16 protein-coding genes are annotated in these 14,676 nt (G+C 39.6%); 4 read left to right on the top strand and 12 right to left on the bottom strand.

Annotation, left to right across the window (positions count from 1 at the left end):
* Nucleotides 1-608: 608 nt before the first annotated feature.
* The 11 genes from hslU to CXF74_RS15015 form a co-directional block, all read right to left on the bottom strand.
* Entirely contained in the window at nt 609-1,949 is a 1,341-nt protein-coding gene (hslU, locus tag CXF74_RS15065) for an ATP-dependent protease ATPase subunit HslU (protein WP_101083357.1), read from the bottom strand.
* A gap of 9 nt (nt 1,950-1,958) precedes the next feature.
* Nucleotides 1,959-2,507, bottom strand: a complete 549-nt coding sequence (gene hslV, locus CXF74_RS15060; RefSeq protein ID WP_101083356.1) for an ATP-dependent protease subunit HslV — start codon at nt 2,505-2,507, stop codon at nt 1,959-1,961.
* A 147-nt stretch (nt 2,508-2,654) separates the two neighbouring features.
* Nucleotides 2,655-3,185, bottom strand: coding sequence for an SPOR domain-containing protein (locus CXF74_RS15055; protein WP_101083355.1), 531 nt, complete (start codon nt 3,183-3,185; stop codon nt 2,655-2,657).
* 2 nt (nt 3,186-3,187) lie between these two features.
* Entirely contained in the window at nt 3,188-4,936 is a 1,749-nt protein-coding gene (gene argS / locus CXF74_RS15050; protein WP_101083354.1) for an arginine--tRNA ligase, read from the bottom strand.
* Nucleotides 4,937-5,071: 135 nt separating this feature from the next.
* Complete coding sequence (locus CXF74_RS15045; RefSeq protein WP_101083353.1) at nt 5,072-5,527, bottom strand: hypothetical protein; 456 nt, start codon at nt 5,525-5,527, stop codon at nt 5,072-5,074.
* Nucleotides 5,528-5,696: 169 nt separating this feature from the next.
* The gene (gene uvrD, locus CXF74_RS15040) at nt 5,697-7,868 is read right to left on the bottom strand and encodes a DNA helicase II (protein ID WP_101083352.1); all 2,172 of its coding nucleotides are present in this window, start codon (nt 7,866-7,868) and stop codon (nt 5,697-5,699) included.
* Between the two features lie 21 nt (nt 7,869-7,889).
* The gene (locus tag CXF74_RS15035; protein WP_101083351.1) at nt 7,890-8,603 is read right to left on the bottom strand and encodes an HAD-IA family hydrolase; all 714 of its coding nucleotides are present in this window, start codon (nt 8,601-8,603) and stop codon (nt 7,890-7,892) included.
* A complete protein-coding gene (gene xerC, locus CXF74_RS15030; protein ID WP_101083350.1) occupies nt 8,603-9,502 on the bottom strand; it encodes a tyrosine recombinase XerC in 900 nt (299 codons plus the stop codon). The genes CXF74_RS15035 and xerC overlap by 1 nt, the downstream gene beginning before the upstream one ends.
* A gap of 59 nt (nt 9,503-9,561) precedes the next feature.
* On the bottom strand, nt 9,562-10,389 hold the full coding sequence (dapF, locus tag CXF74_RS15025) for a diaminopimelate epimerase (RefSeq protein ID WP_101083349.1): 828 nt from the start codon (nt 10,387-10,389) through the stop codon (nt 9,562-9,564).
* Nucleotides 10,390-10,465: 76 nt separating this feature from the next.
* Entirely contained in the window at nt 10,466-11,728 is a 1,263-nt protein-coding gene (lysA, locus tag CXF74_RS15020) for a diaminopimelate decarboxylase (protein ID WP_101083348.1), read from the bottom strand.
* 83 nt (nt 11,729-11,811) lie between these two features.
* Nucleotides 11,812-12,000: a hypothetical protein gene (locus CXF74_RS15015; RefSeq protein ID WP_101083347.1), complete on the bottom strand. Its 189-nt coding sequence runs from the start codon at nt 11,998-12,000 to the stop codon at nt 11,812-11,814.
* A gap of 72 nt (nt 12,001-12,072) precedes the next feature.
* On the opposite strand from CXF74_RS15015, the gene cyaY reads away from it, so the two are divergent.
* A complete protein-coding gene (gene cyaY / locus CXF74_RS15010; RefSeq protein WP_101083346.1) occupies nt 12,073-12,387 on the top strand; it encodes an iron donor protein CyaY in 315 nt (104 codons plus the stop codon).
* 18 nt (nt 12,388-12,405) lie between these two features.
* On the opposite strand, the gene CXF74_RS22005 is transcribed toward cyaY, so the two are convergent.
* Nucleotides 12,406-12,582, bottom strand: a complete 177-nt coding sequence (locus tag CXF74_RS22005; RefSeq protein WP_157822420.1) for a hypothetical protein — start codon at nt 12,580-12,582, stop codon at nt 12,406-12,408.
* 277 nt (nt 12,583-12,859) lie between these two features.
* Between CXF74_RS22005 and CXF74_RS15005 the strand changes: the two genes are divergently transcribed.
* The 3 genes from CXF74_RS15005 (at nt 12,860) to CXF74_RS14995 (ending at nt 14,627) form a co-directional block, all read left to right on the top strand.
* Nucleotides 12,860-13,093 (top strand): hypothetical protein, encoded by a 234-nt coding sequence (locus CXF74_RS15005; RefSeq protein WP_101083345.1) that lies wholly within the window; start codon nt 12,860-12,862, stop codon nt 13,091-13,093.
* Between the two features lie 9 nt (nt 13,094-13,102).
* Nucleotides 13,103-13,573, top strand: coding sequence for a pantetheine-phosphate adenylyltransferase (gene coaD, locus CXF74_RS15000; RefSeq protein ID WP_101083344.1), 471 nt, complete (start codon nt 13,103-13,105; stop codon nt 13,571-13,573).
* A 73-nt stretch (nt 13,574-13,646) separates the two neighbouring features.
* A complete protein-coding gene (locus CXF74_RS14995; protein WP_101083343.1) occupies nt 13,647-14,627 on the top strand; it encodes a pentapeptide repeat-containing protein in 981 nt (326 codons plus the stop codon).
* The last annotated feature ends 49 nt before the right edge of the window (nt 14,628-14,676 follow it).

Genomic DNA, 14,676 nt, shown 5'->3' with positions numbered 1-14,676 from the left:
CAGAAGGTTGGGGTTTTTTCGTTATTAGACGCTTTGATTGCGATGACCTGCTCGAACATGGAAGGTAGAGAAGCATGCCGAAGGCATTTCCTTATGTGTGAGAGTAGGGTGAGTTTGCCGGCAGGCAAGGTTTACGAACAATGTTCACCCATCGCCTTCGTATCAAGAATACCAAGCGAGCAATCAAATCCAGATAATTCCTGTAGACTAACGTCGACAGGGATTTTTTCGTTTAGGGCGTTTATACTTTGGCGCGATGAATAAACTAACTCTTCTGTTTTTTTGGACAGAAAGAAATGATTAATAATCATTTCTGAGATATACCAAAGTGGCGAGTGGCCGATGCGTATCGTGATAGTAGGGTGAATTGTGCGACAGCACAGGTTCATGGGTACATGGGCAATGTTCACCCATCGCCAAGTGCAGCGTATCAAATGCATCAAGCGAGCAATCAAATCCAGATAATCCCTGTTGGCCAACGTCGACAGGGATTTTTTCGTTAAGTGCTTTCGCTTTGCTTTATTACTAATGGGCTTATAGACACTAATTTCAGGCACAAAAAAACCGCATTTAAGCGGTTTTATATAATAGTGAACAAGATTATGCTGTTATAGGATATAACGGCTTAAATCTTCATTTTGAACTAATTCATCTAATGCGTTAGCAACGTACGTGGCATCAATCGTAACTGATTCGCCTTTACGATCATCTGCTTCATAAGATATTTCATCCATAATGCGCTCCATTAGCGTATGTAAACGACGTGCGCCGATGTTTTCGGTTGTTTCATTTACATGCCATGCTGATTTTGCAATCTTATCGATACCGTCTTGTGTGAATTCAATCGTCACACCCTCTGTTGCTAATAGCGCTTGGTATTGCTCTGTAAGCGATGCTTTAGGCTCAGTTAGTATACGTGCTAAGTCTTCTTCTTTTAATGCTTCTAGCTCTACACGGATTGGCATACGTCCTTGTAGTTCTGGAATTAAATCAGAAGGTTTTGCCACTTGGAATGCACCAGAACCAATGAATAACATGTGATCTGTTTTCACCATACCGTGTTTCGTGCTTACGGTTGAACCTTCAATCAATGGTAATAAATCACGTTGAACACCTTCACGTGAAACATCTGGGCCACTGCTATCACCACGTTTACAGATTTTGTCTATTTCATCGATGAAAACAATGCCGTTGTTTTCAGCTGCAAAAATAGCGCGCTCTTTTAAGTCTTCTTGATTTATTAGGCTAGACGCTTCTGCTTCTGCAATCGCCTTTAACGCATCTTTAATTTTCATTTTACGTTTTTTAACTTCGCCTTTACCAGATAGGTTTTGGAACATACCTTGTAACTGGTTAGTCATATCTTCCATACCTGGAGGCGCCATGATTTCAACACCCACTTGTGGTGCTGGGACATCTACTTCTATCTCTTTATCATCAAGCTTACCTTCACGTAATTTCTTACGGAATGATTGACGTGCAGCACCTTCTTCTACTGTATCGCCACTCGTATCCCATTCTCCACTTGTTTTAGCAGGCGGAATAAGAATGTCTAATATTTTATCTTCAGCAAGGTCTGCGGCTTTTGCTGTTACTTTTTCCATCTCTTGTTCACGGGTAATTTTAATCGCTACATCAACAAGATCACGGATAATCGTTTCAACTTCTTTACCTACATAACCGACTTCAGTAAATTTAGTTGCTTCAACTTTAATGAAAGGCGCGTTTGCTAGTTTAGCAAGACGACGTGCAATTTCTGTTTTACCAACACCCGTTGGACCGATCATCAAAATGTTTTTAGGCGTTACTTCTTGGCGGATATCTTCGTCAAGTTGCATACGACGCCAGCGGTTACGTAATGCAATTGCTACTGCACGTTTTGCTTTGCTTTGTCCGATAATATGGCGATCTAGTTCATGAGCTATCTGTTTTGGAGTCAAATCTGACATGTTAATATCCTATTTATCGCTATTTTCATTACTATCGAAATCAATCACTTCAATAGTTTGATTAGTATTGGTGAATACACAAATGTTGCCTGCAATCGTTAATGCTTTTTCAACGATAGTTTTTGCATCTAAGTCTGTATTTTCTAATAGTGCCATAGCAGCGGATTGTGCAAAGTTGCCGCCCGAACCAATGGCAATAAGATCATTTTCTGGACGCACTACATCTCCGTTACCAGTAATGATGTAAGAGTGGTTTTTATCTGCCACTGCTAATAATGCTTCTAGCTTGCGTAACATTTTATCGGTACGCCAATCTTTAGCTAACTCAACGGCTGCGCGTTCTAAGTTACCTTGATGTGCTTGTAATTTTGCTTCAAAACGCTCTAATAACGTGAATGCATCTGCTGTACCACCGGCGAAACCAGCAATAACTTGATTGTTATATAAACGATGCACCTTACGTGCATTACCTTTCATGACTGTATTACCGAGAGAAACTTGACCGTCACCGCCAACAACCACTTGGTTGCCACGACGAACTGAAACAATAGTTGTCATTTTAAATTACCTGTTCATTGAAATGTATATATTAGATATAAGGGGGAGGAAGAGGGATTTCAAGGGAGTAGAAAATAGAAAAGGGTAAATTCTCATTTACCCTTTTTAAATACGTATTTTATGTAATATTTAGTACGCGATTAGAACTTATCGCCAGTACCAAATTTGACAGCCATTAATTTTGGCGCGTTGTAATTTGTGACGTTCTTTTTCAGCCATTCTCTTTCTATCGTAAGGGCCTAAAATAACGCGATACCATGAGCCTGTTTTTTTGACTATGCTGTTTAAACCTTGGAAAGCGATTCGTGCTTTCAAAGATTCTGCATCACCTTGTTTTCTGAAAGAGCCACACTGCATTTGATAAGGACGCGTATTTGCTTCTTCTTCTGGAATATCAACTTTCACTTCCTTGGTAGGTAGTGATTCTTCATATTGCCATTTAGGTTGTGGCTTCTCTGGTAATAACTCTTCTTTTTTAACGGGTTGTTTCTTTACCGGTGCAACGGGATCAGGTTTATCAACGGCAAACATAAAGTAGCCGATAAAAGCACTGAGTAGTATCGCGATAATAACGGCTAAAAAAGGAAAGCCTTGGTTTCCCTTTTTAGGACGTTGAGGTGCCGTGCGTCTATTTTTTTTTGCAGCAGTACCTTTTTTACGTCTAGTGGGAGTTGCCATAATTACATGCGCTCTAAGGTATTAATGCCTAATAACGACAAACCTTGCTGTAGTGTTTTTGCGGTTAACGCAGCTAATTTCAAGCGACTTTGTTTTTGTGTTTCTGTTTCAGCACTTAAAACGGGGCATGCTTCATAAAAACTCGAAAACAAACCTGCTAACTCAAATAAGTAAGCACATAAGAAATGTGGCATACCTTGTTTGCCAACTTGATTAACAATTTCGTTAAATTGCATCAGTTTGTTTGCTAAGTCTTTTTCTTTCTCTTCAGTTAACGCAACGTCAGCGGTAATGCTATCCATTGAGATTTCTGCTTTGTTGAAGATACTTGCTACACGTGTGTAAGCATATAATAGATAAGGTGCTGTGTTACCTTCAAAACTTAACATGCTATCAAAGCTAAAAGTGTAATCGCTGGTACGGTTTTTTGATAAATCAGCGTATTTAACGGATGCAATACCAACTACTGATGCAATATGACGAAGCTCATCTTCGGCCATATCTTGATTTTTTTCTTTTACTAACTCATAAGCACGTTCTTCTGCTTCTGTTAATAAGTCTGCTAATTTTGGTGTTGCACCGGCACGTGTTTTAAATGGTTTGCCATCTTCACCCATTACAGTACCAAATGCCATGTGCTCAAGCGTTGTTTCTGCTTTCACAAAATCAGCTTTACGTGCAACTTCGAATACTTGCTGGAAATGTAAACCTTGGCGTGCATCTACAAAATAAAGTGCGCGATCAGCATTTAGTACTGATTGGCGGTAGCGGATAGCGGCTAAATCGGATGTTGCGTATAAGAAACCACCGTCTTTTTTCTGGATAATAACTGGAAGAGGCTCACCCTCTTTATTTTTAAAGCTATCTAGGAAAACACATTTAGCGCCTTGGCTTTCTTGTAATAGGCCTTTTTTGTCTAAATCACTCACTACAACAGCTAATTCTTTATCGTAAGCACTTTCACCGCGAATATCTTCAAGGCTTAAGCTCACGCCCATACGCTGATAAGCTTCTTGGCAATGTGAAATACTGATGTCTTTAAATTCTTTCCACAGTACTAAACATTCTTCGTTACCACTTTGTAATTGAACAACTAGAAAACGTGCGCGATTTGCAAAGTCTTCGGATTCATCAAAACGGGCTTTTGCTGCACGGTAAAAAACTTCTAAGTCAGATAGATTTTTTGATATTTCTAGTTTTTGTGCACGAAGCTCTTCCATGTAAGCCAATAACATACCAAATTGTGTTCCCCAATCACCTACATGGTTTTGACGAATCACATTTTGACCTTGGAATTCTAGCGTACGTGTTACAGCATCACCGATAACCGTTGAGCGTAAGTGGCCAACGTGCATCTCTTTTGCAAGATTTGGTGAAGAGTAATCGATAACAATATTTTGTGGTTTTGCTATTAGCTCAACATTTAAACGGCTATCGGCATAAGCGCTATCAATCTGTTTTTCAAGATAATTGGGATTGATAAAAAAGTTAATAAAACCAGGACCGGCAATCTCTGTTTTAACAATAAGATCAGATTCAGGTAGGTTTTTAACGATAAGCTCAGCTAAAGCGCGTGGGTTTTGCTTTGCTGGTTTTGCTAGCATTAATGCTAGGTTGTTAGCAAAGTCACCGTGAGACTTATCTTTAGTGCGATCAATGGCGATACGTGGCTGAACATCTTGTGGAATTACTTGTTGTTCTTTAAGAGAAACAATTGCTTGTTCAAGTTGTTGCTGGATAAACGCTTTCATAGATAATTCACCAATTGATACGGACTAATAATAGAGTGCGAATTCTACAATTTATCGACATGGAAAACTAGGGGAAGTGTGGGTCGGACTTAATAAAGTTATTCAATAGAAAGCCGACCGAATGGGGGGGATTAATTACATATACTCAAATTCATGACTAGCTGTGACAACCGAGTGTAGTGCTTCTTCTTCTTGATTGGTGAGGTTTTCCAAGGCAAGTTCTGCTTCAATCGTAGGAGAGTTGTAAGCGGCTGTTTGCATGAGCTCGATTAATTGCATATCCAGTTTCATCGCCAACGCAACGACGTCATCAATCGCGAGGTCAGGTTGTGCTTTCATCTGTTGGCATTTCATCGGAAAGCTTTGATCAAAAACGTTATCTAACCACGTTTCTAATAGGCTACCAGGTGCCTGTTCAGCGTATTCATGTAAATGGAAAAAGGATAATTGTTCTTTATTACGCATGAAATCAAGTAACAATTTTACTTTTTCATCGGTGGCTTCCAGGCTTAAACGCAGGTAAAGATCTGCAAGTGCGATATGGCACTCTTCAATATAAGCTAAGAACTCTTTGATAGGTTTAAAACGCATTATTGGCTCCTCGGGATATTATTTTATACCTCTTAAAGCGTAGTTACTTTTTATTGTTTCATGTACGAATAACTAACAACAATGGTTAAACTTTGATTTGTATTACACTTTTTTTGTAAAACGAATTAAGCCCATTTAACTGGGCTTAATAAGATCAAATAGTTAGCTGTTATACCGCTTCTAAACGTGCATAAGCGGTCATTAACCATTTACTGCCTACCTCTGAAAAATGAACCTGCAAACGACTATTTTCGCCACTGCCTTCTTGTGCAATGATAGTGCCTTCACCAAATTTCACGTGTTTAACTTGCTGGCCTAATTTAAAGCCTAATACGTCTTGGCTTTCACCTTTAAATTGCGCAGCTTTAGTAGCGGGTTGTTGCATACGTTTAACTTGTGCTTTTTTGCGGATGAAGTGAATATCTTTCTCTGGCAGTTCTGCAATAAAACGTGACGGAGAATGAAATTTTTCCTGACCGTATAAACGACGACTTTCAGCATGGCAAATGGTTAATTTTTTCATTGCGCGTGTCATGCCAACATAACAAAGGCGACGCTCTTCAGCGAGGCGTGTTTCATCTTCGGTAGATCGTTGACTCGGGAACATGCCTTCTTCGACCCCGACGATAAATACTTGCGAGAATTCTAAACCCTTAGCCGAGTGCATTGTCATTAGTTGCACTGCATCTTCAAACTCGTCGGCTTGGTTATCGCCAGATTCTAATGCCGCATAAGCAAGGAAAGCGGTAAGCTCATCCATTTCTTGTTCTTCTTCAGGGATAACAAACCCTTTAGTCGCAGAAACAAGCTCTTGTAGATTCTCAATGCGACTTCTTGATTTCTCTCCTTTCTCAGCTTGAAACATCGCTTTTAAACCCGAATGGGAAATGATGTGATCGACCATTTGGAAAAGAGGTAGTTCTGATGTTTCACTTTTAAAGCGACTGACTAATTCGATAAAACCACTTAACGAGCTAGATGCACCCGCGCTCAATAGCTTGTTCTCAAGTAAGTAAACACTTGCTTGCCACATGGTATAACCTTGATCACGGGCACACAGGCGGATTTTGTCTAATGTGGTATTACCAATTTTTCGTTTCGGTTTATTAACAATACGTTCAAAAGCAGCATCATCTTGATGATTGTTCATCAAGCGCAAGTAAGCGATGCTGTCTTTGATTTCTAAACGGTCGAAGAATCGTTGCCCGCCATAAATATGGTAAGGCACTTGGTTGGCCATAAACTGCTCTTCGAAAAGACGCGATTGGGCATTACTACGGTATAAAATAGCGCAATCACAGAGTTTGTTACCTTCACGCTCCCAGGCTTGAATTTGTGAGGTGACATAACGCGTTTCATCGTAATCGTTAAAGGCACTGTAGATACCGATAGGCTCGCCATCTTCACCACTGGTCCATAATTCTTTGCCTAAACGATCGCTGTTATTTTGAATCAGCTGGTTAGAGGCTTTAAGAATATGACCTGTTGAGCGGTAGTTTTGTTCTAAGAGAATGGTGACCGGGTTATTCTTTTCTTTTAAGAAACGCTGAATATTTTCAACATCCGCACCACGCCAACCATAGATAGATTGATCGTCATCCCCAACAATGGTTAAAAAGTTATTACTGTCGGTTAATAGGTTGAGCCATGCATATTGTAATTTATTGGTATCTTGAAACTCGTCTACTAAGACATGTTTAAAGCGATCTTGATAATGTTTTAATAACGCTTCGTTATTGAGTAATAATTCGTGAGCACGTAATAATAATTCAGCAAAATCAACAAGACCGGCTAACTGGCAGGCTTCTTCATAAGCCTGATAAACCTGTAAGCGCTGTTTATCTTGCAAGTTATAACCGGCATCAATATGTTTTGCGCGTAAACCTTCATCTTTTTTATCGTTGATATACCACTGTAGTTCTTTAGCCGGATAAAATTTTTCATCAAGATTTAGAGTTTTGATTATACGTTTAACCATCTTCTGTTGATCATCGCTGTCGATGATCTGAAATTGTTCTGGAAGATTGGCTTCTTGATAATGTAAACGTAATAAACGATGTGCAATGCCATGGAATGTACCTATCCACATGCCACCAATTTGAAAAGGGCAGATATCAGCAATACGACCGCGCATCTCTTTGGCCGCTTTATTAGTAAAGGTTACCGCTAAAATACCATAGGTAGGAATCTTCTCTACTTGCATTAACCATGCAATTCGATGAGTTAAAACACGCGTTTTACCACTACCAGCGCCTGCTAATACCAGCATGTTTTGCTCGGGAGCAGAAACCGCTGCGCGTTGAAAATCGTTTAAACTATCGATTAAGTAGGAAACATCCATAATATGCAAACACCTGTTTATTTATTCAGTAATGAGTGAGTATAGTTGATCTAGCTGGGTGATTTCAACCGTAGGCAGTAACCTTGCACCATTTAACGGTTGTTTATGTTCGTTTAACCAGACGGCTTGTGCGTTACTATTTTGTGCGCCAAATACATCACTCACAAGATGATCGCCAATATGTAAAATATCGCTCACTTCAATATTCAAGCGTTTAGCTGCTTCGATAAACAGATCGGGTTGCGGTTTGGCGTTAAAGTCACCACCCGCTTTAAGAATAAATTGGAATTTATCATGTAGACCGATCTGTTTCTCATCAACGTTACCGTTAGTGATCGCAATAACAGGGTACTTTTGTGATAGTTTTTCTAATAAAACAAGACTTTCAGCGGGTACAGTGAAATCACTGCGTAAACGTAAAAACTCAGTGAATGCGATTTGTGCATATTCAATCGCTTTGTATTCTGCAATGCCAAAAATCGTCATCACACGCTCTAATATTTTCACTCGCCATAAAGACACATCATTCGCTAAGGCGGGAAACTCTCTTATTAAATGGTTTTTATATAAACCCCATTGACGCGTATCTAATTCACTAAGCTCTGGATAAGTTTTATTCAGATAAATAAGAAAATCATCTTCTGCCTTTTTGATGACTGGGTGGTTGTCATACAAGGTATCGTCAAGGTCAAAGCTGATTGCTTTAAAAGGTTTTAATGGGCGATAGAATTTCATTATTTTTTCCGTTTAGAGCGAGGGTGTGCTTTATCATACACCTCTGCAAGGTGTTGAAAATCAAGATGTGTGTAGACCTGTGTGGTAGAAAGGTCTGCATGGCCTAATAGGGTTTGCACTGCACGTAAATTACCACTCGACTCTAACATGTGAGTTGCAAAAGAATGACGTAACTTATGCGGGTTAAGGTGGCTAGGCAGGTTTTGCTGTAAGCCCCATTTTTCCATGCGTGCTTGCACATTACGTACCGAGATTCGCTGCTTCAGCTTAGAGGTAAAAAGGGCGGTTTCGCCTGCTTCACAAAATTCTGGGCGTACTTTCAGCCAAGCGCCAATGGAGTTCACGGCTCTTTTGGTGATCGGTAATAGCCGCTGTTTGCTGCCTTTACCTAATACCATGATCTCTTTTTCGCGCAGTTTTATATCTTTTAAGTTAATGCCTACTAACTCGCTAAGTCTTAATCCAGAAGAGTACATTAACTCCATCATAGCTTGGTCACGCAGACTAAGTGGATCTTGGTCATCAATGTCGAGTAATTGGAAAACTTCATCGACAGAGATGTTTTTAGGCAGTGGTTTATCTAACTTAGGCGCGGCTATCCCTTTGGCTGGATTAAAAGTAAGCACTTCATTTTGTACTAAGTGCGTTAGAAAAGAACGCAAGGCGGATAATTTGGTTGCGATAGAACGTGCTTTAATGCCCTTTTGATTGAGCTGTTTTACCATTAAACGCACGTGATCGCTTTCTAGTTCAGACCAGTTGGTTAGCTTTTTTCCTGCTATCAGCGTGACAAACTCAGCTAAATTTCGTTGGTAATTTTTGATAGTAATAGGGCTTAAGCCACGCTGACTGGCAAGGTGGTTAAGGTATTGATCGATAGGTTTTTGTAATGAAGTCATTGAGTAAGGTTGAGGAGGACAAATAAAGTATACATATCTGTCTCCTTTCTGTTTCCTGATTAGATTTGAATTTGTCCATCAAAAACAAACTCAGCCGCACCTGTCATGCGTACATTTTGGCCCGCTTGCCAGAAGAATTTTAGCTTTCCACCCGGTAACTCAATAGTGCAATGAGTATCAAGTTTGCCCTGTAACTGTCCAACAACGGCAGCTGCACAAGCGCCGGTACCACAAGCTAATGTTTCACCAACACCACGTTCCCAAACACGTAATTTTGCATAATCACGACTAACTACTTCTAAGAAACCCACGTTTACCTTATTAGGAAAACGTTCATGTGTTTCTAATAATGGACCAAGTGTTTCAACGGGAGCAGTATCAACATCATCCACTAATACCACACAGTGTGGGTTACCCATTGAGACGGCACCACATAATACAGTGTGATCTTCAACGCGCAGAATGTAGGTTTTCTCTTCTTTTTGTGCTTCAAAAGGAATTTTTGCAGGCTCTAAAATAGGTTTGCCCATATCAACAGTGATATTGCCATCTTGCTCTATTTTAAGTTGAATTTTACCTTTGGCTGTACTGACATTAATAACCCGTTTTTGGGTTAACCCTTTCAATTTCACGAAACGGGCGAAACAGCGTGCGCCATTGCCACATTGTTCAACTTCGCTACCATCTGCATTAAAAATACGATAATGAAAATCAAGCTCTGGGTCGTAAGGTGCTTCTACCATTAATAATTGATCGAAGCCTATACCGAAGTTACGATCCGCTAAACGTCGGATCGCATCTTTAGAGAGGAAAACATTCTGCGTGACATTATCAATAACCATAAAGTCATTACCCAAGCCATGCATTTTTGAAAATTGGATGTTCATTTACTGTATTTTTCCCATCTACTGACGCTTTTATCAATGATGGCCAATATGCATTAAACATATTGGCCTCTATTTTCTATGGTAAAACGTGCTCACCAGCCCACAATGTACGGTGTTCTTCACGTTCACGTACGATAAACGCTTTTCCGCCATCAACCATGACTTCAGCTGGGCGACAACGTGAGTTGTAGTTTGAACCCATTGTTGCACCGTATGCACCTGCACTACGAATAGCGAGGTAATCACCTTCGGCTAATGTTAGCTGGCGATCTTTACCTAAGAAATCACCCGTTTCACAAATTGGGCCTACGATATCGTAGTTTCTTAATGGGCGAGTTTCTGATTCCACTAGGCTGTTGTTCAGTGGAATGATGTTTTGCCAAGCGCTGTATAAAGCAGGACGAATTAAATCGTTCATGGCCGCGTCTACAATAGCAAAGCTTTTATGGTCGTTGATTTTTAAGAATTCAACTTTTGTCACCAAAATACCCGCATTTGCCATGATTGCACGGCCTGGTTCAAATAATAATTTGAGTTTACGGTCACCCATTTTGGCTATAACGGCATCCATATATTCTTTTGGCTCTGGTGGTGTTTCGTCATCGTAAGGAACACCTAAACCGCCACCAAGATCAAGATGGCTAATGCTGATGCCTTTTTCTTCAAGTTGGTCGATTAAGACTAATAATTTATCTAACGCTTCAATGAACGGTGCCACTTCAGTGATTTGCGAACCGATATGACAATCAACACCTTTTATTTCAATAAATTCAAGGTCATTCGCTAAATGGTAAACGGTTAGCGCTTGCTCAATATCAATACCAAATTTGTTTTCTTTTAAACCGGTAGAAATATAAGGATGTGTACCGGCATCAATGTTTGGATTAATACGGATTGAAACAGGGGCTTTTTCATTTAAGCTAGCAGCCACTTCATTGATACGGTAAAGCTCTGAAATAGATTCGATATTAAAGCAGTAAATGCCCGCTTGTAATGCCGTTGCAATTTCAATTTCTGTTTTACCAACACCAGAGAAAACCACTTTTTTAGGGTCGCCACCTGCTTGGATAACACGTAACAATTCGCCGACAGAAACAATATCAAACCCTGAGCCTAAACGTGCCATCAGGTTTAAAACACCTAAATTAGAATTCGCTTTTACGGCGTAACAGATAAGGTGTGGGTGTTTTCCTGCTGCTTCATCAAAACCTTTCCAGTGACGCTCAATGGTCGCACGAGAATAGATATAAGCAGGTGTCCCTGACTTTGCGATAACGTCTTCAACAGGTAGTCCTTCAACAAAAAGACGACCATCAGCTTGATAATTAAAGTGATCCAATTTTAAATCCTTTTTATTTGCTTAAGTTTATAAAGTAGAGAGTGAATGATGCCATGACGAATAAAGCGCGCTTTATTACACTTTTATTGCGAAACGCTATTTTCCGTTTCTATTGCTTGCTCTTCTACTGCTTGTTCTGGTGTTGTTGGTTGTTCTTTTTCTACTACGACTGTGGGTGTGACGGGGGCGCGATATAGTGGCCCCGACATGCCACAACCGATTAATAAGCTTGAAAAAAGCACGGGTATTAAGAATAAATTTAGCTTTTTCATCGCTTATCCTAGTTAAATATTTTGAGCCCTCTATAATCGCACTTCATTGTGCAAAAGCAAAGGGGATAGATCGTGAATGACAGCCAATTTCAACAATTAGCGGATGAGTTGTATCAAACCATTGAAGATTGTATTGAAGAATCTGAGGCAGATGTAGACTATGACCAAAATGGAGGTCTATTAACCTTAGAGTTTGAAAACCGCAGTAAGCTGATAATTAATCGTCAGCAACCTTTACATCAAATCTGGTTGGCAACGGTAGAAAATGGCCACCATTATAGTTATGTTGATGGAAAGTGGATTGATGATCGTAGTGGAAATGAATTCTTAACGTTTTTATCACAAGCTATTTTTAAGCAATCAGAAGAGCAGGTAACGTTTATTTAAACGTTACCTACTCAAGGTTTATAGGTAACGTTTGGCAATGATGCAGTAGAGGCCAAACAATGCAATATAAAAAGTAATTATCCAATTGTGGTAATTGCTATAACCTTGAATTAAAAGGTCAAAGAGGATAAATAATGCGACGGTTAGAAATGAACTTTTCATCGCTTCGCTAACAATTATTCTGTTATAAGTCATGATCTGTTTTCTCCTATGCATTGAATTGAGGCATTAAAGATAGATCATTTCTAAGCAAAAATAAGCCTTTAGGTTAACCAAAAAAGTAATTTATTCACCGTGAAAAATAATTGTTTGTTTTTAAATGTATTTTTATTTTTCATTAAAAATGGATGCTTATTTTTGCGATAAACGCTCAAATTTTACAAATAATAACTGGTAATATTTGTAGCACTTAATAAACAAAGACTTATCAAAATATGCAAAAAGTGGTCTGATAAGTGGACAAGGAAGCAACATGTTTAAACTCTTTTTTATCTATCCATTGGTGCTGTTAATCGGCGTTTGGCTATCAAGTGATGTAGAAGTTGGTGCATCAGTGTATTCCTTTGGTGATAATCATCTATCAATCGAATTCCCGAAAGAGAAATTCCGTTCGGAAGAAAACCCAGATCCTTGGTATAGCTTTTATTGGAATGCCGAGTCAGCGCGTGATGAATTACAATCAATTAACGACGCCGTTGTAAAATAGGGAAAACTAATGAAAACAGTGATATTTCCAGGATCATTTGATCCCGTTACTAATGGTCACATTGACCTGCTTGTCCGTGCTGCTCGTTTGGCCGATAGAGTGGTGGTGGCGGTCGCTAAGAATGAAACGAAGAAAACACTGTTTGATTTGCAACAACGCTGTGACTTATTAACGGTAGCAACAGAGCATATAAAAGGAATCGAAGTGATCCCTTTCTCTGGTCTGTTAGCAGACTTTGCAACAGAGCAAAATGCACAGGCATTATTGCGTGGTATTCGTGGCGCCACTGATGCTGACTATGAAATACAGTTATCGCAAGTAAATAAAGCGTTAAACCCACAGCTAGAAACTATTTTGTTAGCTGCTAATGGGGCAACCGGCTTTATTTCATCCACCGTGGTGAAAGAAGTATTTAAACATGGTGGAGACATCAGTCAGTTAGCACCACTTTGTGTGCAACAAGCATTAGTCACAAAATAAGTTAAAAAAGCGCAACCTACCAAGCAAATCCTCTTTCTGTTTCTATAATTAGAAAACTAGAAAGGGGAACGTTATGCCAAATAATGAGAAATGCAGCTATGTTAATCACCTTGGTGAGCGGTGCCATTCGCATTCTGACAGCTCCCATTATTGTTATTGGCACGACCCTGAAATAACCAAATCCAGCCCCGATACTTCAAAGAAATTAGAAGAACACGCACGTGCAGGCGGCATGTTGCATGGCATCTTTCTGAAAAATGCCAATTTAGAGAACCTCAATCTTGTGAAAAGAGGATCAAAGAAAGGTTTTGATCTCACGGGGGCTGATCTTTATCGCGCTAACTTACGAGGTGCCCATCTCTTTAATATCATTTTAATTCGCGCTAGCCTGATGAAAGCAGATCTTTCTAATGCCAATATCCATTGTGCTCATCTGGAAGAATGTAACTTATTAGGGGTGAAGCTGACCGATACTAAAATAGAACATATTAGAATCGGTAAAACATTGATTCAAGAGAACAGTGCCAAAGTGCTCGAAGACCAAGGAGAGCATGAAAAAGCCAAAGATTTTTATGAGCAAGCGGAAGAGATCTACCGTAATTTACGTAAAACCAGTGAGCATCAGGGATTATTCACGCTTTCAGGACCTTATTTACGTAAAGAACTGACCATGCGTCGCTTCCAAGAGCAACGATGCTCTATGAATCGCGTATCTTCCAAAGTGGTAGACCTGTTTTGTGGTTATGGTGAAGACCCATTACGCGTCATCATGTTTTCATGGGCATTGATTTTATTTAGTTCGTTTTTTTATTATGTCTTTGGTTTGCGTTTTGCTGGCGAATTTCAAGTCTTCTCTATGGATCAAACCCTCGAACAAAATATAATTTTCTTTTTTGAGTGTCTCTATTACAGCGTGGTGACTTTTACCACCTTGGGTTATGGCGATTTTATTCCCGTTGGATTTTCGCGTGTTATTGCTGCCCTTGAGGCGTTTACGGGCAGCTTTACGATTGCGTTGTTTGTGGTGGTATTTGTTAAAAAAATGACTCGTTAAAAACCAGTTGTCACTCAACTGGTTTGATTTTTCACCTAAATAATAACGA

Source organism: Psychromonas sp. Urea-02u-13 (genome assembly GCF_002835995.1).
Classification (GTDB): domain Bacteria; phylum Pseudomonadota; class Gammaproteobacteria; order Enterobacterales; family Psychromonadaceae; genus Psychromonas.
This window is presented reverse-complemented; position numbering and strand designations above follow the sequence as displayed.

Coding starts and splice junctions, on each gene's coding strand:
- hslU (WP_101083357.1), bottom strand. CDS start 1,949: ATGTCAGATTTGACTCCAAAACAGATAGCTCATGAACTAGATCGCCAT.
- hslV (WP_101083356.1), bottom strand. CDS start 2,507: ATGACAACTATTGTTTCAGTTCGTCGTGGCAACCAAGTGGTTGTTGGC.
- CXF74_RS15055 (WP_101083355.1), bottom strand. CDS start 3,185: ATGGCAACTCCCACTAGACGTAAAAAAGGTACTGCTGCAAAAAAAAAT.
- argS (WP_101083354.1), bottom strand. CDS start 4,936: ATGAAAGCGTTTATCCAGCAACAACTTGAACAAGCAATTGTTTCTCTT.
- CXF74_RS15045 (WP_101083353.1), bottom strand. CDS start 5,527: ATGCGTTTTAAACCTATCAAAGAGTTCTTAGCTTATATTGAAGAGTGC.
- uvrD (WP_101083352.1), bottom strand. CDS start 7,868: ATGGATGTTTCCTACTTAATCGATAGTTTAAACGATTTTCAACGCGCA.
- CXF74_RS15035 (WP_101083351.1), bottom strand. CDS start 8,603: ATGAAATTCTATCGCCCATTAAAACCTTTTAAAGCAATCAGCTTTGAC.
- xerC (WP_101083350.1), bottom strand. CDS start 9,502: ATGACTTCATTACAAAAACCTATCGATCAATACCTTAACCACCTTGCC.
- dapF (WP_101083349.1), bottom strand. CDS start 10,389: ATGAACATCCAATTTTCAAAAATGCATGGCTTGGGTAATGACTTTATG.
- CXF74_RS15015 (WP_101083347.1), bottom strand. CDS start 12,000: ATGAAAAAGCTAAATTTATTCTTAATACCCGTGCTTTTTTCAAGCTTA.
- CXF74_RS22005 (WP_157822420.1), bottom strand. CDS start 12,582: ATGACTTATAACAGAATAATTGTTAGCGAAGCGATGAAAAGTTCATTT.
- CXF74_RS15005 (WP_101083345.1), top strand. CDS start 12,860: ATGTTTAAACTCTTTTTTATCTATCCATTGGTGCTGTTAATCGGCGTT.
- coaD (WP_101083344.1), top strand. CDS start 13,103: ATGAAAACAGTGATATTTCCAGGATCATTTGATCCCGTTACTAATGGT.
- CXF74_RS14995 (WP_101083343.1), top strand. CDS start 13,647: ATGCCAAATAATGAGAAATGCAGCTATGTTAATCACCTTGGTGAGCGG.